The sequence below is a fragment of the Streptomyces sp. NPDC031479 genome (assembly GCF_055581065.1).
The window spans coordinates 17157-42230 of sequence record NZ_JBVIKC010000029.1; the positions used below are offsets into that span (position 1 = coordinate 17157).

Below are 25074 nucleotides of genomic sequence, written 5' to 3' on the forward strand. Positions count from 1 at the left end.
GGGAGCGGCTCACCGCACGGGCAGCCGCCCTCGGGCCCGGCCGTGCCGACCTTCTGCCGTGGCTCGGCGAGCTGCTGACGGCGGCCCCGGCCTCCGTGCCCGGCTGCCGGGAGCGGCTCCTGCGGGCCGTGCGCGAGACGGACCCGCCGACGTCGGAGCCCGCCTCGCGTTGGCTGCCCGACAACGACCTCACCCTCGCCCTGCTGGAGGCGGACCGCACGACGGATCGGCGTGCCGCGGTCCTCGACCGGCTGGACCGTGCGCAGCGGTACGCGGGGCGGGTCGACCCCGACCTCGCCGCCTTCGCCGGGTTCGCCCTCGTCCGGGCCGCGCTGGGCGACCTCGACGGCGCTCGGGAGGCAGTGGACCGCATGGTTCCCTCCCTGCGGGCGGAGGCCTGCGCCGTCGTGGCGGGACTGCTGGCCGGGCTGCCCGCGCACCTGCCGACCGGGGGCGCCGAACCTCCGCGGTACCCGTACCTTCCCGTACTCCGTTCCCTGGCGGAGGCAGCGGGGCCGGGGGGCGGCCCCCGGCCCCGCCGGCATCCGCGCCGCCCGGGCCTTCGCCCGGGACGCCCTGACCGCGGACCACGGCTGGTACCACGCGCTGCCCGTACTGGCGCTGCTCGCCCCCGGGGCGGTGCTGCGGGTACGGGACCTGTTCCTCGACCACGGGGGCGGTGCGGAGGAGCAGGGGTTCAGCGGGTGAAGCGCACTCCGCGGCCCGGCCGCCATGGCCCGCCCGACGGCCCCGGATCGCCCCTCACGTCGCCAGGCGCGCCCCACGGGCCGGGGCGGGGGCCGGGATCGCGACGCCGGGTGTCGGGGCCGCCGCCCCGGGGGCCGGCGGGGGGCCGGGCTGGGTTGCCGACAGGCGCGCCGCGTGGGTCTGGGCCGCGCGGGCCATCGTGTTCAGGGCCGTCACGTCCTCGGGGGCGAAACGGCCAGAGGTGACAGCGGCCGTGACCGCGGCGCCGGCCCGCTCGGCCACCGCCCCGTACGGCTGCGCCGCACGGCCGGGGCCCTCGGGGAGGTCGTGCGGGGGCAGTTGCCTCCAGGCCTCGCGCAGGGCACGAATGCGGGGGTGGTCCGAGCCCGCCAGTTCCCGGCCCATGTCGCTCTCTATCCAGGTCCGGAAGGAGCGGGTCACGTCCTCGCCGGCCCGGACCGCTTCCCGGGCCGTGGCGTACGGGGACGGAGCCGCGGGCTCGTCGTGGCGCCGGGGAGGGCCCTGGGGGCCGGGCTGCTCGGGGGTGCGGCCGGTGAGGCCCCGGCCGTCGTCGTCCGGGGGCCGGTGGGCCTCACGGTGGCGGGCGAGCTGGGAGCCCTGGAGGGCCGTGGCCATGAAGCCGGCGGAGACGTTGCCGCTCTCCGGCGGGGCCACCTTGGCGTCGAAGGCGGCCAGGCGCCTCATGTCCTCGCCGTCGAAGACGTTCCCGGGGAGCATGCGGGAGGCGGCGCCGGTCACGTCGACGGTGTGCCGGCGGCCGTCCGCTTCGAGCTCCAGCCGGTAACCGAGGTACTGGCGGTGGTCGTCGAAGACCAGCTCGCCCCGCACCGTACCGCCGGCCGTGCGGACGGTGGACTCCATGGAGTCGAGCGCCTGCGGGAGGCGGGAGACGCGGCCGAGGCAGGCCACGTACGCGTCGCCCTCGATGCCGAGGGAACGGCCCTCGTTGTCGAGTGCTTCGAGGCGGACCCGGCCGTCGGGCGCGGTCACCGTACCGACGGCCCCGAGGTAGCGGCCGCCGTGCGTCACGAGACGGCCGTCGCCGCCGTACTCGGCGTCGTGCGCGCGGCGCAGGGCGGTGTACTGGGCGTCGTTGTGCAGGACGAAGGGCGCGTCCTTGCCGACCATGAAGACCCTGGCTTCGGGGTCGGACTGGAGGATGATCTCCGCGTTGGCGATGGCGGCGCCGCCGACGCCCGCGATCACCCAGTCCTTTGCGACGGTCGGGTCGTAGTCGCCGTCGCCGATCTCGTCGCCCATCAGGACGCGGCCGGGCGCGACGGCGCAGGCCTGCTCCCAGGCCGCGGTGGCCCGGAGGGTCTCGGTCGCGCCCGCGACGCGCGGGTCCCGCGAGGCGTCCAGGGCTTCGTAGACGTGCGGGTCGGCGAGCAGTCCGAGGCTCGCCGCAGCCCGGCCTTCGCCGTCGGGGAGCGTGAGGAGGCGGTCGCGGGCCGCCTCGGCTTCGGGGGTGCCGGCGGCCGTGAGGGCTTCGGTGAGGACGTCGGCCGCTTCGCTTGCCGTCGGCACCCGGCGGTCGGCGCCAGGGATGATTTCGGGCGGGATGCCGGTGGCGACCAGTGGGGTGCCCTGGACCTCGACCTTCACCGGCGGGGAGCCGTCGGCCGGGATGATCTCGGCGATGAGGCGGCCCTCCGCGCCGATGCTCAGCTCGGCCCGTCCGTCGATGACGGGGCCGCGTGCGGCGGCGGTGTCCTCCCAGAGCTGGAGCGCGGCGAGGGGGACCCGGTCCTTCGGGCCGGCGAACTGGTAGGGGTCGCCCATGCCGCTCTGGCGGAGGTGGCGGACCTGGTCGGCGGACTGGACGATCGCGACGATGGGGTCGACGTGCCAGCGGCCGCGGGCGTCCACTAGCAGGGCGCCGGGGTCGCGCCCGGCGAGCGCGGCACCGCCGCCGATCATGATCTCGAACCGGGGGTGGCGGCCCTCGGGAAGGGCCGCCTGCCGGGCGCGGAGCTCGGCGAGCGTGCGGGTGCTGAGTTCGGTGCGCTGCCGGGCGGCTTCGGCGGCCGCCTGGTCCAGTTCCTCGCGGGGGACGGGTGTGCCGTCGGGGCGGAGGCCGGGCATGGGGTACTCGCCCAGGGCGGCCGCCGGCGGGGTCTGTGCGCGGGCGGCCCGGGCGGCCCGGGCGTCCCGCAGCGCCTGTGCGTCGGCCGGGTCGAGCCGATCGACGGGTACGGCGAGCACGTCCATCGCGTGACGCGCGTCCCCCTGCAGGTACGGACGGACGAACCTCAGGCGTGCCGTGGCCGCTTGCTGCTCGGCGATACGGCTGTACGTGTCGTCCGCCGCCGGGTCCGGCCTGAGCCCGGACTCGTCGACGAGGAGGGAGAACCGGTCGCGGGCCTCCTGGCGCTCGGGGGCGGTGAGCCCGGCGTCGGCCATCCTGTGCGCCAGGTAGTCGAACTCGCCCACCCGGCCGCGGTCCGCCTCCGACAGTTCGAGATGCGCGGGCAGTGCGGTACCCGCGGCCAGCAGGTTCTCCAGCGGGGCTCGCCCGCCCACCGCGGCCCGTTCCCGCACGGCGAGCAGTTCCCCCAGCTCGCGGGCCAGCAGCTGCCCGGTCTGTTCCTGCCGCAGCGTGTCCGCGAGCTGGACGACGTACCGGTCGGTCGTGGTGTTGGTGAAGGTGCGGGACGCCAGCTGCTGCGGCAGCGCCGCGGTGTCCAGGCGCAGCTCGATGGGCTTGCCGGCCGGGTCGCTCAGGAGGAAGAAGCGCCGGCTGTCCTGTTCGGTGAGGGTTCCGCCTCGCAGCTGTGCGGAGTAGAGGTCCCTCAGGACCGCGGGCATCGCTGCTTCGGCTGCGGCGAGCAGCCGCCCTTCCCCGGTGCTCAGGTCCACTGATCCCCCCGTTTGACCTGCCGATTCCGGTATGATCATGCCATGTTGATCACTCGTTCGGCGCAGGAATCGCACCTGTACATGGATCTGCATCCCTGTGGGTGCGGTGCGAACCGGTTCGACCGGGAGCACCGCGTGGAGGACCACGAGGGCGTCCTGGTCAGCGTGTACGAGGGCGCCTGCCCGGAGTGCGGCAGTACGCGCGTGTTCGAGTTCGTGTTCTCCGACGACCGGCCGGTCGCGCCCCCGGCCTTCGGCGGCCCCGAGCCGTCGCGGATCATCGATCCGGGGGAGTTCCTGTGGGTCAGCGAACGGCTCTCGACCGAGTCCAGCCTGCGGCTGTTGAACACCCCGCCCGCCGAGCAGCGCGAAATCCGTCCGAGCGTCGCGTACGGAGCCGCGGCCCTGGAGGAGGTCATCAAGTTCCTCCCGGAGGGCGCCGACCGGATCCCGCGGGACCTGTTCACCTCCAATCTCGGGCGGGAGAAGTACGAGAAGGACCCGTCACGGTTCACACTCAAGGACCTCACCGCCGCCCTGAAACTGGACAGGGACGTCCTGGCCGGCATCGACCACCTCAGCCCCCCGCTGGGCTGAGAGCCCTCCCGCGAGGCCGAAGGTCGCTGCCGCTCCGTCGGGGAGCGGCCTTCGACGCAGGCCCCGAGCCCGCCGCCGAGGCCATCGGACGCCTCCGGGATCCGCGGGCGGCGTGCCCGGCAGGTCCGGCCGGGCCGGCGGTATCCGGATCGGCCGTCCCGGTACCGCGACGCGCACACCGCCACGGAGGTCATCCCCTCCTCCGGCACCACCGCCCCGGCCCTGGTGACGCCGCAGGCCACCGCCGTGTTCACCGGCACCGTCACCGAAAACTCGGCCGACGCTGCCGCTCGGCGGTGGTGTGTCGGCGCAGGCGTGGCCGAAGGGCGGCTCCCCCGGCCGGCACCAGGTTCGTCAGTCCGGTTCCGCCCGGGTGCGCCCGGCACGGGCGACGCGGGCGCGGTCTCCGCGGCGGGTGGAGCACCGGTGGCGGCGGCCGTGGCGCAGCGGGTAGCGGTTGCAGGGGGCAAAGCAGCAGGTCGGCGGCGCGTGCCACGAGCACGCGGTCGAGGATCTCGTGCGCGGGAAACGGCCCGGCGCCCGGACCCTGCCCGCATCGGGTTGCGGCCCCGGCCGATACCCTCGCAGCGGGCTACAGGGCCTCGGCCAGGGCCAATTGAGGCCCGCGCCGCCCGTCGCGGCCGGGGCGGGGCCGGACGTCGCCCCCTCCGGTGCACCCGCCGCCCGGAGGAGTCCGCAGAAGACGAAGAAGAGGATGGTGGCCCGCGTGGCCGAACACAGGACATCGGCAACCGCCGGACTCGACGACAACTCCGTGCTCGCCCTGTACGGGATCGGCGCCGTGGCGGTGGTCGGTGGGGCCAGTCTGCTCGCGGGGCCGCTGGCCTCCTTCCTGTCGGGCCGCGGTTGGGCCCGTGCCACCGAGGACCTGCCCACGACCGCGCTGTCGGCGCTGGTCAAGGGACCGGCCAGCGTATACCAGCCGGCTCCGCCGAGCTGGCTGTTCTACGCCCTGATGGTGGTTCTGGTCCTGGTCCCCTTTCTGGTGTTCCTCAGGATCCTCAGGCTGTTCGGCTCGCGCGGCAGCACGGGCGGCGCGCAGTGGGGCGGCCCCGCCATCGAGCGCCGACTGGCCGCACCCGCGGACCCGTTGAAGCGGGCCAACCGGATCACGGCCGGCCGCGGCATGCGCACCAAGAAGATCCTGGCCGCGCAGCCCAACATCTCCGCCACCGTGTTCGGCGTGCCCGGCTCGTCGAAGACGACCGGACTGGTCCTGCCCAACGCGGCCGAGTGGCAGGGCCCGCTGGTCGTCACGACCACCAAGGCCGCCGACCTGGACGTCATCTATGCCCGCCGCCGCGCGTTCGGACCGGTCTGGGTCATCGCTCCGGCCGGCATCCCCGGCCGCGCCACCGACCACTGGTCCCCGGTCGACTACTGCACCGACGCAAAGGCCGCCGACCGCATGGCCTCCTGGATGGCCGAGGCGTCCGCCTCCGGTGACGACCAGCGGGCCGCACCCTGGATCGACCAGGCCAAGAACGTCCTCAAGGGCGTCCTGCTCGCCGCGAACCTCTCCGGCACCGGCATCAACGGCATGCGCCGCTGGCTCTCGCTCGGCAAGGACGCCGTCGACCACGTCCGTGCCGTACTCCTCCAGCACGGCTACGCCGAGGTCGCCGACGACTACGCCTCCCCCTGGCTGCGCCTGCACGAGGACGGAGTCGGCTCCATCCAGTTCAGCCTCAACGTCCTGGCCCGCGTCTACGCCGACGAAGAGGTACGGGAAACCTGCGCGTCCTCCGACTTCACCGCCGAGCAGTGGCTCGACCGGACCGGCACCATCTGCCTCATCGCCTCCGAAGCCGACGCCGACCGGTTCGCCCCGCTGCTCACCTCGCTCATCGCCTCCGCCATCCACGGCGCCGAGGCCCGCTACAACGCCACAGGCAAGACGCTCGACCCGGGTGTCGGGGTCCTCGTCGACGAGGCCGGCAACATGCTGCGCTACCCGCGGCTGCCGAACATCCTCACCACCGGCCGCGGCATGGGGATCACCGTGCTGACCGTGTGGCACGACCTGTCCCAGCTCCGCGACCGGCTCGGCGTGCAGAAGGCCAACACGGTGCTCTCGGCGTCCGGGCTGAGGATGCTGCTTCCCGGCTGCGGGGACCTGGAGACGCTGAGGTACTTCTCCGGCCTGTACGGGCGCACCGAGGTGCTGAAAACCTCCCACGGCCTGTCCCGGGGCCAGCGCTCCACCAACACGTCCTCGACCGAGACCGACCTCGCACCCGTCCACTCCCTCCAGCAACTGCCGGACTTCACCGCGATCGCCCAGTACACGAACCTGCCGCCCGTCAAGGTCCGGATGCGGCTGACGTTCCGCGACAGGGACGTCAAGAGGCTGCTGGCAGTCCCCGCGCCCACGCCGCCGGCCGAGGCCGTCGACCTGACCAAGGCGCCCGCGCCCGCCGCCGCCCCCGAGGAGTCCCGCCGTGTCTGAGCCGCCGATCCATCCCGCCGACCTGTGGGCCGCGCCTCCCGCCGGGCAGCGGAGCGGACCGCAACGATGGGTCTGGTCGGCCATGGAGCCGCCCGAGCGCCGTCTGCGGATGCGCGAGCTCGCCGAGTGGGTCGGCTGGCTGCGCGCGACGTTCGAGCTGCACAACCAGATCACCCACTGCTGGTACCTGCACCCGGTGGTCGTGGAGCACCTGACGGCCCTGTACGCGGCGTGGACGCGTACGTACGCCGACGAGCAGGAGCCTGCCCGCGAGCTTGCCGAGGCGGACTGGATCAACACCCTGCACGCCTTCACGCCGCGGTTCCAACTGGCCGCGTGCGCGACCGGCCGCCACCAGGAGGCTCCGCCCGTCCTTCCCCCGCCGCCGGGCGCCGACGACGCCTTCGAGGCGTTCCTGTCGGTGTCCGCGACGATCACGGCGCCCGCCGCGCATCCGGCGGCCGCCGAGCTCGACCGCCGCGCGGCCGAACTCGATGCCCCGTTGTAGCGGGGACATCGGCCGGACCGCTCCCGAGGCCGTCACCTCTGCGAGGTGACGGCCTCGGTCGTTCCCCCGGCACCGGTGGGGTACGCGGACACGGAGTTCTTCGCCGGGAGTGCGGCGATGGCGCGGTGGGTCCGCCGGGCCGTGTCCGAGGCGGGTCCCAGTACGTCGTTCACGGTGGCCAGCAGGCCGGCCGCCGCCGTCAGGGCCCGGGCCGGCGGGAAGCTGCGCCACAGGCTGTAGGCGCGCCGGCCCGCCTGGTGGGTGCCGGGGTCGTCCGGGCCCTGGAGCTCGCCGCGCAGGCGGAGGGCGTGCAGGTAGCACACCGGGCCGGCTTCCGGACGACCGGTGAGATCGGCGACGTAGCCGCGGATCTCCCGGACCTGGATGGTGTCGAGGTGCAGTTCGCCGGACTCGGCCGTGACGGCGGAGTCCAGCTCCTCGGCCAGCAGGACGGCTTCGTCCTCCCGGCCGGCGGCGACCGCACTGCGGATCGCGGCCGAGGCGTCGTCGAGGCGGACGGTGTCGACGGGCGGGGGCGCGGCCACTGCCGCGGGGGGCCCGGCTCCCCGGCGCCAGGGGTCTTCGGCGCCGGGGTCTTCGGCCCAGAGCGCAGGGCTGACGGCGCCCAGGAGTGGTACAGCTGCCCAGTCATGGTCGTGCTCTCCCGCTCCTCGGGTTCGTCACCGGGCACACCGGCCCGAGACCCGCCGCCGGGCGGAGCGCGACCGCCTCGCCCCTGTGGCCGGTGGGTCGCGCCCCGGCCGTCGTACGGGGCGACCCGGGTCAGCACGGTGCGGGCCCCGAACGGCGGTCCGCCGGGGCCGTGGGCCGCTCCGCGAGTGCGTACCTAGATCACCATGCGCTCGTCGGTCTCGAACAGCTTCATCTCGGTGCGGGAGAGGATCAGCTGTACCGCGTGAGAGCCGCCGCCCCTGCCCACCTTCCACAGGGCCCGGCCGCGCTGGGCCGCCCCCCAGGAGCCGATCAGGTCGCACTCGGCCGAGGTCAGACCGATCGCTTCGCGGGTGAAGGCGAGCGGGCGGGTGTCCTGGGCGAGCTGGATCCGGGTTTCGCAGCTGGAGATCAGGTCACGGGCGATGGCCACCGCTTCGGACCCGGCCGCGCCGACGCTCTCGAAGTCGGACAGCCGGTGCGTGGCCAGGACCTGGATCGTGCCGGTGGCCCGGGAGAGGCGCAGGTCTGCGTCGATCTTCTTGACCATCGCGGCGCCGCCGGACCTCATCTGCCGCCACAACTCGTCACGGATGACGATCCGGGGGGCCTGCCCGGGCCGGTCGATCGCCGACTGCGCCCAGGAGGAGACGCACGAGAGCACCATCGCGACGGTTTCGTCGCCGTACGGGGTGAGGGCGCTGATGTCCACGCTCTGGATCGGAGCCGCCCAGTCCAGGCCGAGGGACGTCTCCTCGTCGAAGAGCCCGCCCAGGTGTCCGGTGACCATGATGCCGAGGGCGGAGCGGATGGAGGCCATGGACTCCCGGGCCCGCTGGACGTCCCCGTCCCGGATCCGCAGCTCCCGCGCCATCGTCTCCGTGGGGTCCCGGAGCTTGTCGTAGACCAGGGGAAGCGTCGGAGTGCGCAGGGACGTCGTCCCGTACAGCTCCCCGGTCAGGTCCCGGACAGCGACGTCGAGGGCCTCCTCCTCCTGTGGCTCCAGGGTCCTGCGCAGCTGCAGCTCCAGCAGGGCCTTGAGGAGGGTCAGGCGGCGCCGGTGGATCTCCGTCAGCCGGCCCCGGAGCACAGCGGGGTCGCGGATCCCGTCGAGGCCCTGCCCGAGCGGCCCTGCGTCGAGCGGATTGAGGCGGCCCGGCAGCCCCGGACCGAGCCGGACCGGCTCGACGCCGAGGTGGCGGCACATCGCCGCGTACTCGCCCTTGACGTCTCCGGCGATGAGCGCCTTGTGGCCGAAGGCCATCAGCCGCAGGGCGAGTGCCTTGACGTGCGCGCTCTTCCCCGAGCCGGGGATGCCGGTCAGCATGACGTTCGGGTTGGTGACCAGGCCCTGCTTCACCCACACGGTGGGGTGCGCGGAGAACGCCGCCGTCGTCAGCACGTTGTGGCCGATGTACGCACCCACCGCGGGCAGGCTGGCGGCGTGCAGGAAGGGGAACGCGCCGGCCGCGTTGACGGTGGTGGCCCGCACCGCCTCCGGGCGCGGGAGCGAGGCGGCCCGGCCTGCGAACGGCCCCTTCCACCCCTTCTTGGGAGCGACCCGCATGACCGACGCGGGGTCTTCCAGCAGCTGTGCCTGCCGCCGCTCCTGAGGGCTGGGTGGCTCGGCCCGCCGGCTCGCGGGTACGGAGGCGAGTCCGGCCGCCTCCCGCAGACCGGTGTCGGCGAGAACGGTGTCGTCCGCGGCCTTGCGGCGGAGCAGCGCCATCAGAAGCCACCCCGCCGGTCGGGCAGGCCCTGGCCCAGGGGCAGCGCCCCGGCGACGAAGCCGACGTCCTGTGTTCCCCACATCCGGCGGAGTTCCAGGTTCGCGGCGCCCGCGTCCGCCTGGATCTCCGCGCAGGCGGTCTCCAGCTCGTCCACGTCCGTCACCGTCACCGACAGGATCGCCGTCATCCGCACCACGCCCTCACCGGCCGCGCGCTCCGCGTCCTGCCGGCGCGCGACCATCTCGGCGCGCCGCTCGTCCTCGCTCTCGTCCCTGCCGGTCTTCGCGCGCAGCTTCCGGGCCGCGTTCCGCTTGGTCGTCTCCCGCGCGAGTTCGGAGCGCGCACGACGCGGCCCGAGCGGTTCGTAGACGAGGGAGAGGCTGCGGCGGGCGTTCGCCCGGGGCCGGAGCAGGGGCTGCAGGAACGTCGCGTAGACCTGCGCCTGGGGCCAACTGCGCACCTGGTAGGACACGGTCCAGGCGCCGTCGTGCTGGTAGACGCCCATGCCCGTCTCCGCGTACGCGGGGCCGGCGAGCTCGACGTCGACGCCCGGCTCCACGCCCGTCCAGTCGGCCGCGGCGGCGGCCGCCCTGCGGGTGGCGAGCATGACCTGCGCGTCCGGGTCGTAGGCGGTGCGGATGGTCTGGGCGACCCCGCGCGGGTCCAGCCACTCCTCCACCTGCAGGCTCGCGCCGGACAGGGCCTGCCCCATCGCGTGCAGTTCGCGTACGAGGACGGCGGCCGCGCCCGCCTGGCCGCCGCCGGCGCCCTTGATCGCGAGCCGGGCGCGACCGGCGGAGAGGGTCACCGACAGGTACGTCTCCCGGGCGGAGGCGGACGGGCCCGCGCCCTCCATCACCTCGGTGAGCGCGGTCACGGCGGCCGCCGGCGCGTCCGTGCTGACGTGCCGGGCGGTCCAGGACGCCAGGGCGGCGCCGTCGTCCGGCAGCACCCGCTGGTGCACGCTCAGCCGCGTGACCGGGGAGTCCTCGGTGCAGTACGTCCGCAGCATCGAGGCCCACCCGGCAACGCGCGTGGTCTGCCGGTCGGTGTCGATCAGGGCCAGGCCCGGGTAGGTCACCCGGGCGACAGCCGTGTACGTCGCGGCGACCGGGTCGTGGACGACGCCGAGGTGGCCGCCCAGGCCGTCCGGTGCCTCCAGGATCCGCAGTCGGGCCAGCGTGCCGGGAAGGTCCATGGGCTGTTCGCCCGTGGCCTTGCTGTAGGGGGCGCTCGCCCCGCTGTGGAAGATGTTTCTGCGTGTGGCCACGGCGATTTGGTGCCTTACTGCGAGAAGGATCCATTCGTCGGCGGAGAGACCCATGACCCGGCCGAAGGCCAGGCCGACGAGGAGGAGGCTGACCGGAATGCAGATCAGGGCCGCCGTCCAGGAGCCCAGGTTGAGGGGCAGGAGCAGGAGCAGGGACGCCACTGCGAGCAGGGCGAACCCGGGGCCGCTCATGTGTCCGAACCATCCGCTGCGTTCGGACTGCCAGCCCCCGTAGGTGGGGTGACTCTGACTCATCTACGACTCCGGGGAAGGATCGGTACCGCTGGGCGCCGACAACGGCGGTGCAGGTTGTGGCGGAGGTACGGCCCGACGGCCGACCGGTGGCAGCTCGTGCTCCTTCGGGATCTTCGCCGAAAGCACCTTCACACCGTGTTCGGGGTACTCGGGCAGCGGCTCGGGCGCCTCTCGCCTTGCGCGGATGCCCTCGCCCGTGCGCTGGGCCACGACGGCGTGCCGTCCGCCGGGCTGCCCGTTGTCCAGGCCCGCGTTGGCGGCCGTGTTGGCCATCCCCGACTCCAGGGCGTCCTTTCCGACCGCCGCGAGCTGGAGTCCGACGGTGGCCGCCGACATGGCGCCGGCGAACCCCTTCGTCCCGGCGCTGCCCAGCACGGACCCGCCGCCACCGCCGCCGCCGTCGCTTCCGCCCTCACGTTCCAGAGCCTTGGTGTAGCCGCTCCCGCCGCCGACCGATCCGGCGCCGTCACCCTGGGGGCCGCCGCTCCGTGCCGAGGCGGACGACCCGATCGAGCTCATCAGGCCGGACATCATCGACGTACCGGCGCCGTTCGAGGTGAAAGTGATGAATTTGGCGAGGACCGGCCAGGAGAAGCAGGCGGTCAAGAAGATGACCACACCGACGATGACGTTCTGGATACCGGTGCTGTCACCCATCGCGAACAATCCGATCGTAAAGATCAGGACTATTACGGGTTTCATCAGGACCAGCGAGATCAGGGCGTTGCGGGCGGTAGGCCACCAGTTCTTACTGGAATCCGAAATCTCCCCGGTCAGGGTGATCGGCATCGTGACCAGCAGGATCATGATGCCTGCCTGCCGCATCAGCATTTCGACCCAGAGTGCGGCGATGGCGACGATGGTGATGACCCCGACCACGATGACCACTCCGACGGCAGCCGGTGCGAGAGCCTCGCCCGTGGCCACCATCGTGCCGCCGACCGCTGCCGCGCCGCCACCGCTCGCCAGGGCGGCGAAAAGCGTCCCGATCTTGCGCTGCATCGCTTCCGCCGCACCTCCCTCACTGCCGAAGCTGAAGGTGATCATCCATTCGGAGAGCTTGTCCGCGATCAGGAGTGCCTGCTGCGTGAAGAGCAGGTAGACGCTGGAGATGACCGCCCACTTGGCCAAGCCCGCCACCGCGGTACCGGCAAGCTCCCCTCGTTGCGAGATGGCCGTTTTGGAAAACTGGATCAGCATCAGGAAGGCGGCAACCATCGCACTGATTGCCATGGTGATTCCCAGCGGCTTGCCGATACCCGTCTGATCAAGCTTGATGGTGGAGGTCTTGTTGAAGAGGTTGGCGAACTCGTTCAGCAGCCACACCACGCCCTCCCCGATGTACCGGGCAGCCTCCTGTAGCGCGTCGCTTGCGAACTTTGAGATTTTTCCGGCAACCCAGTCCGACAGGGTGGGATTCAATGGGAATTCCTGCTCCCATTTATTCCGGCAGGCCTTGAAGACGCCGCCCTCGTTCACGCACTTGGTGAGGGCGGCATTCAGCTTCGGGTAGTTTTCGAGCTTCTGGTTGGCCTTGTTCGCCTCCTGCCACTTCTTGAGCGCCTTGAGCTCGAACTCTTTCTGTCCCTCCGCGTCACATTCGGCCGCTCCCGTGCCGTCGGCCCCTTCGCAGATGTCGCCGCCGGTGCCGACACCCGGAATTTCCCCCGGGTTGGCCGTCCGGCAGAGTTTTTGATCACGAACGGGGTCGACGTAGCAGTAGTGATTCTTTTGGTCGAGGCCGATCTGATAGCCGCCGCTGTTCTTCTGGAAATCCTTCGGAATGGGGTCGGGAGGGCCGACCTTGGAGTAGTTCGGGTCGTCCGCGGCCATGGCCGGCATCGAGGGCGCGCCCAGGCTGCACAGCAGCGTGGCGACCAGGACCGCCAGGACGCGCGCCAGGAGGTGACGAGCGGCTCTAGCCCTCACGGACCACCTGCCTCCACCCGTCCCGCCAGGCATAGGGCGAATCCGGCAGATAGGACACCGGGACGTGCGAATGCTTGACGTAGCCCGGCTGGTTGGTCAGCCGCCACCTGTCCCCCTGCCAGCGCAGGATCACGCTCGTGAGCTCGTCCTTGAGCGGTTCCTTGTCCGGCGCCCCGTCCGGACCCGTCGCGAACCGGTCGTAGGACATCCAGACCTCGACCACGGCGCCGGGCTTCTCGCCCTCCACCGGCAGCGAGGTCACATGGACCGCCTGCACCGTCGTGGTGAACGTGATACTGGACGTGGTCCCGCCGGAGGAAGGCAGCCCGACCTGCTCGCGGAGCTTCCTCACCTTGGACACCTCTTGGTCGACGTAGCCGTCGGCGTCCGGGGAGGCCATCGCCTCCAGCTGCTGCCTCGCCTTCTGGTCGTCGAGCCAGGCGTACTCCTCCCACCAGTACACCGCGGCACTCACCGCGTCGACTGCCGAGTACTTGAATCCCGTGGCCACGCCGTCGGCATGGCCGGTCGGCTTGAAGAGCCGCATCTTGGGGCCCGTATCCGGCGTCTTGGACACTTCGCCCGAGCCCGACGGGGAGGCCGGGCCGGAAGGATGCGCCGGGGGCGCCGTCGTGGCCGGGGCTCCGGCGGCCGGAGTACCACCACCGTCGTCGTCCAGCAGAACGGCCACCCCGTACCCGCCGCCGACCAGGACGCCGGCCGCGAGCACCCCCAGGCCGGCCAGCGTCAGCCGTGCGCGACGCGTCTTCGCGTCCTTGCCCTGGCTCACTTCTTACCGAACAGGTTGTACGCCATGAGGACCAGGGCCGACGTCGCACCGATGCCACCGGCTCCGACGAGCGACGCCAGCACGCCGGTCTTCCCCCGCGCGGCCAGCTGCGCGTTGCTGGAGTTGTGTCCGACGGCGATGGCCGCCCAGGACAGCAGACCGCCCAGCACCGCGATCGCGATGCCGACTCCGGCGGTCCAGCCCAGCACGGTGCCGACTGCGTCGTTCAGCTCGTCCGGGACCTTCGGCGTGAAAGCCGGGACGACGCCGTCGGCAAGGGTGAACGTGATGATCTTGCTCATGGGAAATACCTCTTAGACAGGGACTGGGCATACGGGGCGCAGGACCGCCGGCTGCGGGGCCGGCGGGAGCGGTTGGCCCCAGGAATCGTGGGCGGCTGCCAGCACAGCGGACGCGATCCGTGCGGCCGCCTGCCGGGTGCGGGAATGGACGCGTCCTGTGCGCAGGCCACTGGCCCGCAGGTGCGCGTCGTAGGGAAGGTGGACGACCTCGGCCATCCGTCCGGAGAGCATCGTGGCCGCGGCCCGTACCACCGAGGGCAGCCGACCCTCTCCGGTGGCGACGAACACCGCGACGGCGCGGTGAAGGGGAACGCTCTCGGCGGACATGGCCATGACGGCCTGCTGCAGGGCCTGCACACCGTCGGCGGAGGCGGCGGCGCACAGCACCGGCACCGCGTACGGCAGTGCCAGCCAGCCCCGCGTCTGCCCCTCGGTCCCCGCGCAGCGGGCCGCGAGGAGATCGTGGGTGATCGGGTGCGGCGTGTCGACCACGGCCGCCTGCCACCCGCCGATCGCCGCCAGTTGGTACCAGGCGGCGGGCTCCACCGGCAGGTCGAGGGGTGGGGCGTTCCACTCCCGGCAGTCGGTCAGGACGTCCCAGCCGCCCATGGGCGCGCAGGCCGACCGGACCCGTTCCGCGGAGGCCGGCTCGGTCGGCGGAAGCACGGCGAGCCCTCCGCCGGGCGCGGTGACCCAGCCCGGCCAGGGCGACGCGAGGCGCGGGGCGGTGTCGAGCACCACCGTCTCGCCCACGGCCGCGAGTTCGGCCGCCAGCAGGCAGGCCAGCGTCGACCGGCCGGCCCCGCCCGTCGGCGCCAGCACCGGCACCATCAGGCGGGCGGCGGCAGGCAAGCCGTGCAAAAAATCGGTACGTTTCCCCATCATTCCCCCCACAGAAGCGCAGCAAATAGTTGCATACGCAATTTCTGTCGCTCGAACAAGGGTGGATCAAGCGCATAGGAACCTTACATGCAACTTCTGACACCTCGACATGAGTGTCCGTTGACCTCAGCAGTTGGCAGAGATGGCATAGTGTCACGCATCATCTCGGACATTGCCCCGAGGGTCGTTCTGTTCGATACGACCTCGCGTCCACTTTGATGCAGCAAACGAACAAGTGGCCGCCGGGGGCATGCGCGGGCAGGGATCCGGGGGGATTGCTTCGTGGTGTCGAAGAAGTGGATTGCCGTTGCCGCGGGGGGTGCCGTCGCCACACCGGTGGCTGCCGGTCTCGGCATGGTGCTGCTCGTGGCCCTGATCGCCCAGGACGGAAGTCAGGGCGGAGGGCTGGGGGGCTCGTGGCCGACCGCGAGCAGCCTGAAGATCGGCGGCCAGGGCGGAGTTCCGCCCGAGTACGCCCAGCTCATCCTCGACGCGGCCGCCCGCTGCGATCAGGGCCTGCCGCCGGCGATCCTGGCCGCGCAGATCTGGGCCGAGTCGAAGTTCGATCCCACCGCGATCTCCCGTGACCCGGTCACCAAGGCACCGATCGCCTACGGGATAAGCCAGTTCATCCCCGATACCTGGGCCACCGAGGGCGTGGACGGCGACGGCGACGGCGACCGCGACGTCATGGACCCCAAGGACGCCATCCCCGCACAGGGGAAGATGATGTGTGAGCTGCTGGGCACCGCCAAGCGGCACCCGGACTACAACGGCAGCGCGATCGAGCTGGCCCTCGCCGGGTACAACGCGGGCTGGGGCAGGGTCGAAGAGTACCGGGGAGTCCCGCCCCGGTACTTCGCCGGCGGGCAGACGTACGACTACGTCAAGGAGATCATGGCCCAGTCGGTCAAGTACACCGAGGCCACGCCTGGCGGAGCGGTGGACCTCCCGTCCGGTTTCTCCCTCCCCGCCGACACGCCGCCGCAGGTCCGTACCGCCGTGGCCTGGGCCCTTCAGCAGAAGGGCGGCTGGTACCACCTGGGCGGGGACTGCACCAATGCCCTCGGCAACGACGAGGACCACTGGTGCGACTGCTCGTCGTTGATGCAGCAGTCGTACAAGGCCGCGGGGATCACCATCCCCCGCACGACCTGGGACCAGATCTATCTGCCGATCCACGTGGACCTGGACCGGCCCAAGCCGGGTGACCTCGTCTTCAACCCCGGATCCGACGGCAACGAGTCGTCCCCGGGACACGTCGGCATGTTCATCGGCGGGGCCGGCACCGGCTTCATCATCGAATCGCCCCGTACCGGAGTCCAGACCCGCATCGTGAGCTACGACAGCTGGCGCCACTCGACCAACTACATGACCAAGGTCACCGGTATCCGGAGGGTCGTGAACTGGTGACGGAAAGCCTCATCCCCGCAGGGAGCAGCACCTTGGACGAGCCCGTGCTCTACCACCCCTGGGGTGTCGTCAGCCCGGCCTTCTGGGCCGGCGCGGAATCCGCCGCCCCCTCCCCCGCCGTCGCCGTCGCCGTCGCCGTCTACGGCCATGTCGATGGCGACGCAGACGCGGACGCGGACGCGGACGGCGATCCGACGGCGGCCGAGGACGCCTGCCCGGACGTGGAGCAGGAACTGTCCTCGATCCGGGAAACCGCCGCCGCCGGACGGCACGAAGAGGCCCTGCTCCTCACCGAGGACCTCGACAGCGCCATCACCGCCGCACGGGGTGAGGTCCACCTGGACACCATCCAGGTCCGGGAGATCCGCGGCTACCTGGCCGGCCTGACAGGAGATCCCGTCACCGGGCTGGACTGGTACCTGCGCACCCTCCGCCTGCGCGCCCGCCTCCATGGTGTCGACTCCCGCGACACCGAGGCCGCGGCCCGCCGCGCCTACAGCCTCTGGCGCACCCTTCCCGTCGACGCCGCCCAGGACGCGGCCCCCACCCTCCTGGCCACCCTCACCGAAACCATGGGCCCCGACTCCCCGGCCGCCAAGTGGACCCGCCGCCGCAGCGCCGAACTCGCCGCCGCCCCACCTCCGGCACCCGACCACCCGGCTCCGGAACCCGACTGACGCAGCCTCGCGCTCCGCCTCTGAAAGTGCTCAGCCAGGTACGGCGCTAAGAGCTCGTAACAGGATCTTGCTGAAGTTGTCTGGTCGGGCGTGACCGGTATGAGGATTCGGCCGTTCGTGATGCTGTGAGTACTCGGCCGTGGATCGTGGACGACGACTTGTGGGCACTGATCGAGCCGTTGCTGCCGCCCTGGCCCGAGCGGTCACCAGGGCCGCGGCCGGTGCCGGACCGGCTGTGTCTGCAGGGCATCCTGTACGTGCTCTGCAACGACATCGCCTGGCAACTTCTCCCGCTGGAACTCGGGTTCGGCTCCGGACAGACTTGCTGGCGCCGCCTGGAGCGGTGGCAGCAGGCCGGGGTCTTCGACCGGCTACACCGCATCCTGCTCAGCGAACTGAACGCAGCCGGCCGACTCGACTGGTCGCGGGCCTGCGTGGACGGCTCCCACATCCGCGCGAAAAAGGGGGCGCCGACACCGGTCCGTCGCCGGTCGACCGGCGGAAGACGGGCAGCAAACACCTCCTAATGATGTTGTCAAGTCGCGGCTGTGACAGGGAGTTCGTTCTGGAAGCACCGTCCGTCACGGATCAGGGCCCACAGAACGTTCACCCTTCGCCGGGCCAGCGCGAGGACGGCCTGGGTGTGCCGTTTACCTTCGGCGCGCTTGCGTTCGTAGAAGCGACGGGATGCTTGGCAGCTGCGGATACTGATCAGTGCGGAGGTATAGAAGACTCTTTGCAGGCCGCGGTGGTAGCGCCCGGGCCGGTGCAGATTGCCGCTCACGTTGCCCGAATCCCGGGGCACTGGAGCAACACCAGCGAAGCTGGCCAGGCGGTCGGAGCTGCCGAATCGGCTCATGTCGCCAGCGGTGGCGGCCAGGAACTCGGCACCCAGCAGCGGGCCTATCCCGGGCATGCTGGAGATCGCCTCAGCGAGCTCGTGCTCGCGAAACCGGGCCGCAATGAGCTTGTCGATCTCCGCGATCTGCTCGTTGAGGCCCATCACCTCCTTCGCCAGGGTGTGGATCACTTGCGCGGTGATCTTTTCCCCAGGGACGGTGGTGTGCTGATGCCCGGCCGCCTCCAGGGCGGCCTCAGCGAGGGCATCGGCGCTGCGGACCTTGCGGTTCCTGAGCCACGTCTCCAGCCGGGCGCGGCCGGTGCGGCGCAGGGCGGCCGGGGTCTGGTAGCCGCTCAGCAGGATCAGCGGGCCGGCATTGCCGAGATCCAGGACGCGTTCCAGCGCGGGGAAGATACTCGTGAGTTGGCCGCGGAGGCGGTTGATCCGACGCGTGCGGTCCGCGTTGAGGTCAGAACGGCGGTCAGTGAGAATCCTGAGCTCGACGACATTCTCTTCGTCAGGCCGCAGGACCGTCAGGTCCCGGCGCATCCGGGCCTGATCGGCGATAACAGTCGCATCCTTGGCGTCGGTCTTACCCATGCCCCGATAGCCGGCCGATGCCCGATTGGCCGCCAGGCCCGGTATATAGACGAGCCGCTGCCCGTGATTGAGCAGCACGTTGATCCACAGTGCTGCCATGCCGTCGGCGACGTCGACCGCCCAGACCACGTCCTCGTCGAGGGCCAACACATCGCCGAGCAGGACCAGCAGTTCCGGCTCGTCGTTCAGTACCCGCCGCGACAGCAGCCGCTTGCCCTCGGCGTCCAGAACCACACAATGATGGTGGGTCTTGCCGATGTCCGTACCTGCCCAGATCTGGACCACCAGTTCCTCCGGTCGTTCGATGGACGCCGTGCTCCCGGACGACCTCGCCAGCGTGGTCCTACTCAGCGATCACCCGCAGGGGCCCGCAGCTCCTAATCAGCGGCCGGGTCGTCGTGAGACACCGGGCGGCGAGGTGTTTGGAACCATCGAGGGCAACCACCTGAAAGCCACACCCGGCGTCTCTGGGTCTCTGGACCTTACGACTGGCCCGTCCAACCCACGCAACAACGTAGGACCACCTGATCTGCGACGGACGCGGCATGCCGCTCAAGGTCATCACCACAGCGGCCAACGTAAACGATGTCACCCAGACCCTCGCCCTGGTCGACGGCATCCCGCCCGTCGCGGGCAGGCCCGGACGGCCCCGCCGACGCCCCGAAGCCCTGCTCGGCGACAAGGGCTACGACTCGAACCCGAACCGGGAAGAACTGCGTAGGCGCCGGATTTTGCCCGTGATCTCCCGCAAGGGATGCCCGAACATCAAGGACATGGGCAAGCTCCGCTACGTCGTCGAGCAGACCTTCGCCCTGCTCCACCAGTTCAAACGACTCGCCGTCCGCTGGGAACGCCGCACCGAACTCCACGACGCCTTCGTCTCCCTTGCCTGCAGCCTCATCTGCTGGCGCCGGCTCAAGAAGGCCCGCTCATGATCCTGTTACGAGCTCTTACAAACAACCCCCGTTCCGCGAGATGCAGAACGCTGCGGCAACCCCCACGCACTCCCCATCAGCACCATCAGCCGCATCGTCGCCCGCGAGACCACCCCCGCCGACGAACGCCAGCTCCTCGCATTCGTCCACGGCTGCGGCATCCAGGACCAGGACAAAGCCTGGCGCGCCGCATGGGCCAAAATCACCGCCCCCGACCTGCGGCCCGGCCAGATCACCGCCATGCGCCTGGACGGCCGCCACCAGGAGCAACACCGCACCAGCTGGTACGCCCCCCAGAAGAACGCGGCGTCCGACGCCACCGGCCTCCAGCCCGTACACCGCGACGCCGTCCGCGCCATCAGCGAGTGCCTCGCCACCGCCCCCTCCGGGCACCGCGCCGGGCCGCCGCGGTGCCCGACAGGGGCTACCCCTTCACTACCGTCCACGGCGGCCCGCTCGGGATCATGAGCATGCTGCGGATCCTGCGTGCCGTCGCACTCACGCACCCCGATCTCGAAGAGCTCGCCCGCACGCTCTCCGCAGACGCCAGCGCGCACTCGCCGACGCCGGTCCAGCAGGTGCCGGCACCGAACTGGATCCGTACCTGCCTTGTCGTCGACGTGGCCCGCCGCGCGGGCTCGGGTGACGTCGCTCAGCCGGCGAGGGGCCATTCCCACGGTTCCGCGTTGAAGCCGCGGAAGAGCTCGACGGCGGCGGGCTTCTGACCGGCCGGGATCAAAAAGGCGGTGCAGATCTTCTCCGACTGGCCCGGAGCGAGGGTCTTCTCGCTCGGAGTCGAGGGGCAGTCGTTCCACTTCGCCCGGCCCATCAGGACGATCAGGGCGCGCGTCCGCAGGCCCGACTCCGTCCGGATCATCAGGCCGCCGTCCATGTCGCCGAGCTTCATGGGCGTGCCGCTCTTGTGGGTGAGGGTCGACCAGACGAAGACGGGGATCTGCGGGCCGTCCTTGTCGTCCTTCTCCAGGCCGGAGTTGTCCAGGTCGGCCTGGGTGCCGGTGCGCACCTCCAGCGGGGTCACCGTGTACTTGGCGTCCTTCGAGTCGGTCTTCTGGCTCTCTTGGAGCCAGCTCTCCTGGCCCATGCGGAACGTCTTCTTGGCGCCCGCCTTGGCCGGCGGGGACGCCGGGCCGGCGCCCTTGGCGGGCAGGCCGTTGCAGCCGGTCACGAGGGCGGCCGCGGTGACGGCCCCCACCATCGCCGACGCGGTGCGCGGCCACGTACGCATGCTCATCTTGCCCTTCTCCGGGCCGGGCAGACCTCCGCCGCGGCCCGCACCTCAACGTTACGGAGCCGCCATCTTCTCAGAAGTGAACATGCCAAAGCGCCACGGGCCGGGGAACAGGCCGGCCAGTCCGGCGGCCAGGTGTGGTGCGCGACATCCCGCAAGTTCCTGACCTGCGCACACAACAGCGCCCCCGCCAAACCCTTCTGCGGGACCTGCCGCGAACAGCGACGGCCGCAGTACGGAAGCTGATGGACTCTCACTCCCCCGCCGGCGGCCCGGTCGAACTCCGGGCGGACGTCGGTCTTGCCGACCGGAGTGGGGAAGTCGGGGTGGCGGCGGCGCTACTGCACCACCGCCGCGCGCCCCACCCGGACGATCCGCGCCACCCCCGCCAACAACAACCGGTACCCGCCCGGATCGACCGCAGGGAGACCCGCAAGCAGGGACCGCCGCCGGGCCGCCACCGTGCGCGCCGCCCACCAGTCCACCCCCGGCCGCACCACCGGCAGAAGAGCCACCTCCTCCGCGCTGTAGAGGGCCACGGTCGTGACGCCGCCCTGCCGCTTGAAATCGACGTCCACTGACCCCACCGGCGAGACGTACCCCCGCTGCACCAGCACGTCGAAATCGACGCGGCGGACGCCCAGGCGTACCGCGGCCTGGTCCGGGCCCAGAGGCACGTGCCGGTCGAGGAGAGCGGGCAGGTCCCGGCGGCGGGCGAGGACGGCCACCTGGTCCGGGTGGACATCGGGGAACTCGACCTCTCCGCCGAGGCTCTGGTCCACTTCTTGTGGGCGGGTACGCAGCGTGACTGTTGCTCGTCGTTGGATGGCTGACGAGGTCGCCCGAAAATCGTCCTGCCGGGGAGGATCGGGGTCGACAGTTCTGTCCCGTGAGCGAAGTACGGCCGCAGCTGGATGAGCTGCTGTTCCGGTCGGTGGAGAACGTGTCGGTGGAGTTGGTCGAGGTGACCGACACCGGCGTGCGCGTGGAGGCCCAGACCACTGCCATTGGGGCGGCCTGTCCGGGCTGCGGGTGTTGGTCAGTGCGAATCCACGGCTCCTAGCTGCGGTTTCCCAGTGACCTGCCAACCGCTGGCAAGCTGGTCGTGGTGTCGTTACGAGTGCGGCGGTTCCTCTGCGTCGAGGAGGCATGTCTGCGCAAGACGTTTGTCGAGCAGGTGCCGGGGCTCACCCGTCGGTTCGGCCGTCGGACGGAGCGGCTGCGTTCGACACTGGTCTCGGTCGGGCTCGCGCTCGCTGGACGTGCCGGCGCGCGGATGTCGGATGCCTTCGGGGTGCGGGTCAGCCGGAACACCCTGCTGAGGCTGATCACCTCGCTGCCGGATCCGCCCGCCTCCACGCCCCGCGTGGTCGGAGTCGACGAATACGCCCAACGCAAGGGCCGGATCTACGGAACCGTGCTCGTCGACGTCGAGACCCGCCGCCCTGTGGACCTCTTGCCGAATCGGGAGGCGGACACCCTCGCGGCCTGGCTGTCCGAGAGGCCCTGGATCGAAATCATCTGCCGGGACCGTGCCCGCATCTACGCCGAAGGAGCCACCCGCGGCGCCCCGCAGGCTCTTCAGGTTGCTGATAGGTGGCACCTCTGGCACAACCTCGGCGAAACCGCTGAGAAGTGCGTCTTCAGGCACCGCGCCTGCCTGCGACCGGCACCGGCACCGCTCGAAGAGCTTCAGCACGCGTCGGAGCCGCCCGCGTTGTCGCCGTGGCGACCGGGCACCGGTTCGCTGAGAGGATCCGCGCCAAGCAGGCCACTGTCCACGCGCTCCTGGCCGCCGGCCACAGCAAGCGGTCCATCGCCCGGGAGCTCGGCATGGGCTTCAGCACCGTCCTCCGCTTTGCCCATGCTGCGGAGCCGGAACAGTTGTTCACCGGTTAGTTGCAAAGCCGCCCCACCAAGCTCGACGCCTTCAAGCCCTACCTCGACGAGCGGTGGCAGGAGGGCTGCACCAACGCCTGGAAGCTGTGGGAGGAGATCAAGGAACAGGGCTACCCGGACGGGGGCCTTGACCCCGGATGTTGAACACGTCTATGCGGCTTGGGTCAGGGTAGTTGCTGCTGGTCGGAGGGCGTTCTCGTAGGCGATTGGGGACCGCTGGCCGAGGCGGGAGTGCCTGCGGCGGGTGTTGTATCGGGTCAGCCAGCGGAAGGCGTCGAGTCTGGCCTCACGCTCGCTCGACCAGGCCTTCCGGCCTTTGAGTGTCTCCCTCTTGAAGGCGGCGTTGAAGCTTTCCGCGGCGGCGTTGTCCGGGCTGGAGCCGACCGCGCCTATGCTCTGCCGGACCCCTGCTGACCTGCAGAGTTCCGCGAAGGCCCTGCTCGACTATTGAGATCCGTGGTCGGTGTGCATGATCGCTCCGGCAAGGCTTCCACGGGTCCGCTCGGCAACCGTCAGGGCGTCGATGACGAGCTCTGTCCGCATGTGGTCGGCGATCGCCCACCCGGCCAGACGGCGCGAGGCAAGGTCGATGACGGTCGCGAGATAGAGCGGCTTCGAACCGCTGACCGGCAGATAGGTGATGTCGCCGACGTACTTCGTGTTCACCTCGGATGCGGTGAAGTCACGGCCGATCAGATCCGGTTCCTTCGCCGCGGCCTGGTCCGCGACGGTGGTGTGGTGCCGGCGGCGCAGACGGACTCCTTCGAGCCCGATGGTCCGCATGATCCTGGCGACGCGCTTGTGGTTGACCGCCGGGCCACCCTCGTCGCTGAGCTCGGCGGTGATTCTGGGGGCTCCGTAGGTCCCGTCGGAGTCCTGGTGGACCTTGCGTATCCGGGCCGCGATGCCGGCTCCGGCGGTCTGGCGGGCCGCTCCCGCGGATGCGGTGCGGCGCCAGTAGTAGAAGCTCGAGCGGGCCAGGCCGAGGATGTCGCAGAGCCGCTTCACGCCGTGACGGCGCTGGTGATCATCAACGAACTGGCAGCGGTTCACCAGCGCGTCTCCGTCGCGAAATACCGGGCCGCCTTACGGAGGATGTCGCGCTCTTCCTCCAGCTCCCGGATCCTCTTGCGGGCCGCGGCCAGCTCCGCCTGAACGTCGTCACCGCGATCCCGGGCAGTGGCCGGCGCTGAGGAGCGGGCGCCCGGGCGGCGGCCGTCGGCGGCCCGGATCCAGTTCCGCAGCGTCTCGGTGCACCCCGAGATCACCGGCGACCGACTTGATCGTCGCTCCCGGCCTCGAGCGGTACAACGCGACCGCGTCCGCCTTGAACTCGGCGGGGTAGCGCTTCATCCCCACGGGGACTCCGTTCTCCTGGACCATCAAGATCCAAGTCTCTCCGGTGTCCAAAATCCGGGGTCAAGGCCCCCACCGCCCTCACCCCCAACACCATCCTCGTCTCCGTCATGCACGCCAACAACGAGATCGGCACCCTCCAGCAGATCGCCACCACTGCCCAGATCACCGCCCACCGCGGAATCCTCCTGCACACCGACGCCGCCCAGAGCACGGGATACGGCCTCTTCGACGCCGACGAACTCGGCGTCGACCTCGCCTCCCTATCCGCCCACAAGCTCTACGGGCCCAAAGGCATCGGCGCCCTGTACCTCCGCGGCGGAACCCCCTTGATCCCCAGCAGACCGGAGGCGGCCAAGAACGCGGACTGCGCGCCGGCACCCTCAACGTCCCCGCCGTTGTCGGCTTCGGCGCCGCCGCCCACCTCATCACCAGCGACACCACTCCGGCCCTCCCCCAGATCCGCGCCCTGCGGGACAGCCTCCAGGAACAGCTGCTTGCCGCGATCCCCGGCGCCACCGTCAACGGACACCCCACCCGGCGCCTCCCCGGCACCCTCAGCCTCACCCTCCCGGACGCAGAAGCCGCAGACGTCCTCGACTACCTCCCCGAAATCGCCGCCGCCACCGGATCCGCCTGCAACACCGGCAGCAGCGCCCCCTCCCACGTCCTCACCGCCATCGGCCTCACCCGCCCCCAGGCCCGCCGAACCCTGCGCCTCGGGATCGGCCGCACCACCACGGCCACCGAGATCGAACGAGCCGCCGCCTTGATCGCGCAGTCCGCCGCCAGGCATCGGCCGATTCGTTCCAGCGCCGCCTGAACAAGTGCCTCGGGCGCCGACGGAACGGCCTGACCCTGCCAGCCCCGGTTTGACGCCGTCCTGGACCACCGCCCACGGCGACCGCCGCCTGCACCGGATTCTCTGGTGTCCGGCGCCTGCCTGACCCTCGGCGACCTGGCCGAGTGCTCCGACCTCACCGTGCAACAGATCGCGGCGCTCGCCACAGACCTGGTGTCCAAGGACGCAGCCGCCATCTCCCACCCGAGGTAGGACCCCGCACAGCCCTCGCCTGCCAACACAACAGTCCCACGGTCAGGTTGCAAATGG

Annotated in this window: 20 protein-coding genes and 4 pseudogenes; 12 read left to right on the top strand and 12 right to left on the bottom strand. The window is 71.2% G+C overall.

Features of this window, described 5'->3' with window-relative positions; all coding sequences use genetic code 11:
- Positions 1-762 precede the first annotated feature (762 nt).
- Positions 763-3588: a hypothetical protein gene (locus tag ACZ5D2_RS27105; RefSeq protein WP_468932770.1), complete on the bottom strand. Its 2826-nt coding sequence runs from the start codon at positions 3586-3588 to the stop codon at positions 763-765.
- Between the two features lie 42 nt (positions 3589-3630).
- On the opposite strand from ACZ5D2_RS27105, the gene ACZ5D2_RS27110 reads away from it, so the two are divergent.
- The 3 genes from ACZ5D2_RS27110 (at position 3631) to ACZ5D2_RS27120 (ending at position 7163) form a co-directional block, all read left to right on the top strand.
- Positions 3631-4185 (top strand): FmdB family zinc ribbon protein, encoded by a 555-nt coding sequence (locus ACZ5D2_RS27110; protein WP_331737790.1) that lies wholly within the window; start codon positions 3631-3633, stop codon positions 4183-4185.
- Positions 4186-4912: 727 nt separating this feature from the next.
- A complete protein-coding gene (locus tag ACZ5D2_RS27115) occupies positions 4913-6655 on the top strand; it encodes a type IV secretory system conjugative DNA transfer family protein (RefSeq protein WP_468932774.1) in 1743 nt (580 codons plus the stop codon).
- Positions 6648-7163, top strand: coding sequence for a hypothetical protein (locus ACZ5D2_RS27120; RefSeq protein ID WP_331737796.1), 516 nt, complete (start codon positions 6648-6650; stop codon positions 7161-7163). The genes ACZ5D2_RS27115 and ACZ5D2_RS27120 overlap by 8 nt, the downstream gene beginning before the upstream one ends.
- 32 nt (positions 7164-7195) lie before the next feature.
- Here the strand turns inward: ACZ5D2_RS27120 and ACZ5D2_RS27125 are convergent, their stop codons facing one another.
- The 7 genes from ACZ5D2_RS27125 to ACZ5D2_RS27155 all read right to left on the bottom strand — a co-directional run bounded on the left by ACZ5D2_RS27125 (position 7196) and on the right by ACZ5D2_RS27155 (position 14963).
- On the bottom strand, positions 7196-7708 hold the full coding sequence (locus ACZ5D2_RS27125) for a hypothetical protein (protein ID WP_468932777.1): 513 nt from the start codon (positions 7706-7708) through the stop codon (positions 7196-7198).
- Between the two features lie 302 nt (positions 7709-8010).
- Positions 8011-9564, bottom strand: coding sequence for a type VI secretion protein (locus tag ACZ5D2_RS27130; RefSeq protein ID WP_331737802.1), 1554 nt, complete (start codon positions 9562-9564; stop codon positions 8011-8013).
- Positions 9564-11090 (bottom strand): SCO6880 family protein, encoded by a 1527-nt coding sequence (locus tag ACZ5D2_RS27135; RefSeq protein ID WP_285543545.1) that lies wholly within the window; start codon positions 11088-11090, stop codon positions 9564-9566. Before ACZ5D2_RS27135 ends, ACZ5D2_RS27130 begins: the two co-directional genes overlap by 1 nt.
- Positions 11091-12923: a hypothetical protein gene (locus ACZ5D2_RS27140; protein ID WP_371681443.1), complete on the bottom strand. Its 1833-nt coding sequence runs from the start codon at positions 12921-12923 to the stop codon at positions 11091-11093.
- Between the two features lie 85 nt (positions 12924-13008).
- A complete protein-coding gene (locus tag ACZ5D2_RS27145) occupies positions 13009-13809 on the bottom strand; it encodes a hypothetical protein (RefSeq protein WP_331737812.1) in 801 nt (266 codons plus the stop codon).
- Positions 13806-14111, bottom strand: a complete 306-nt coding sequence (locus tag ACZ5D2_RS27150; RefSeq protein WP_285543551.1) for a hypothetical protein — start codon at positions 14109-14111, stop codon at positions 13806-13808. The genes ACZ5D2_RS27145 and ACZ5D2_RS27150 overlap by 4 nt, the downstream gene beginning before the upstream one ends.
- Positions 14112-14123: 12 nt before the next feature.
- The gene (locus ACZ5D2_RS27155; protein WP_371681444.1) at positions 14124-14963 is read right to left on the bottom strand and encodes a hypothetical protein; all 840 of its coding nucleotides are present in this window, start codon (positions 14961-14963) and stop codon (positions 14124-14126) included.
- A gap of 366 nt (positions 14964-15329) precedes the next feature.
- On the opposite strand from ACZ5D2_RS27155, the gene ACZ5D2_RS27160 reads away from it, so the two are divergent.
- From ACZ5D2_RS27160 to ACZ5D2_RS27170, 3 genes and pseudogenes are all read left to right on the top strand, one after another.
- Positions 15330-16406: a C40 family peptidase gene (locus tag ACZ5D2_RS27160; RefSeq protein WP_371681445.1), complete on the top strand. Its 1077-nt coding sequence runs from the start codon at positions 15330-15332 to the stop codon at positions 16404-16406.
- A gap of 32 nt (positions 16407-16438) precedes the next feature.
- A complete protein-coding gene (locus ACZ5D2_RS27165; protein ID WP_468932783.1) occupies positions 16439-17083 on the top strand; it encodes a hypothetical protein in 645 nt (214 codons plus the stop codon).
- An 80-nt stretch (positions 17084-17163) separates the two neighbouring features.
- Positions 17164-17612, top strand: a pseudogene (locus tag ACZ5D2_RS27170) (transposase); the annotation flags it as partial.
- 6 nt (positions 17613-17618) lie between these two features.
- On the opposite strand, the gene ACZ5D2_RS27175 reads toward ACZ5D2_RS27170, so the two are convergent.
- Positions 17619-18809 (bottom strand): IS110 family RNA-guided transposase, encoded by a 1191-nt coding sequence (locus ACZ5D2_RS27175; RefSeq protein WP_468932786.1) that lies wholly within the window; start codon positions 18807-18809, stop codon positions 17619-17621.
- A gap of 242 nt (positions 18810-19051) precedes the next feature.
- On the opposite strand from ACZ5D2_RS27175, the gene ACZ5D2_RS27180 reads away from it, so the two are divergent.
- Positions 19052-19459: a transposase gene (locus ACZ5D2_RS27180; RefSeq protein ID WP_468932903.1), complete on the top strand. Its 408-nt coding sequence runs from the start codon at positions 19052-19054 to the stop codon at positions 19457-19459.
- A gap of 652 nt (positions 19460-20111) precedes the next feature.
- On the opposite strand, the gene ACZ5D2_RS27185 is transcribed toward ACZ5D2_RS27180, so the two are convergent.
- Positions 20112-20711, bottom strand: a complete 600-nt coding sequence (locus ACZ5D2_RS27185) for a hypothetical protein (protein WP_468932789.1) — start codon at positions 20709-20711, stop codon at positions 20112-20114.
- 335 nt (positions 20712-21046) lie between these two features.
- Positions 21047-21490, bottom strand: coding sequence for a hypothetical protein (locus ACZ5D2_RS27190; protein WP_468932791.1), 444 nt, complete (start codon positions 21488-21490; stop codon positions 21047-21049).
- A gap of 338 nt (positions 21491-21828) precedes the next feature.
- On the opposite strand from ACZ5D2_RS27190, the pseudogene ACZ5D2_RS27195 reads away from it, so the two are divergent.
- Positions 21829-22314, top strand: a pseudogene (locus ACZ5D2_RS27195) (transposase); the annotation flags it as partial.
- Positions 22315-22607: 293 nt separating this feature from the next.
- Positions 22608-22751 (top strand): hypothetical protein, encoded by a 144-nt coding sequence (locus ACZ5D2_RS27200; RefSeq protein ID WP_468932916.1) that lies wholly within the window; start codon positions 22608-22610, stop codon positions 22749-22751.
- A gap of 6 nt (positions 22752-22757) precedes the next feature.
- On the opposite strand, the pseudogene ACZ5D2_RS27205 reads toward ACZ5D2_RS27200, so the two are convergent.
- Positions 22758-23966 (bottom strand): annotated as a pseudogene (locus tag ACZ5D2_RS27205) (IS3 family transposase).
- Positions 23967-24073: 107 nt separating this feature from the next.
- Between ACZ5D2_RS27205 and ACZ5D2_RS27210 the strand changes: the two are divergent.
- From ACZ5D2_RS27210 to ACZ5D2_RS27220, 3 genes and pseudogenes are all read left to right on the top strand, one after another.
- Positions 24074-24220 (top strand): annotated as a pseudogene (locus tag ACZ5D2_RS27210) (aminotransferase class V-fold PLP-dependent enzyme); the annotation flags it as partial.
- A 110-nt stretch (positions 24221-24330) separates the two neighbouring features.
- Positions 24331-24786 (top strand): aminotransferase class V-fold PLP-dependent enzyme, encoded by a 456-nt coding sequence (locus ACZ5D2_RS27215; RefSeq protein WP_468932906.1) that lies wholly within the window; start codon positions 24331-24333, stop codon positions 24784-24786.
- A 105-nt stretch (positions 24787-24891) separates the two neighbouring features.
- A complete protein-coding gene (locus tag ACZ5D2_RS27220) occupies positions 24892-25017 on the top strand; it encodes a hypothetical protein (protein WP_468932794.1) in 126 nt (41 codons plus the stop codon).
- Positions 25018-25074 lie beyond the last annotated feature (57 nt).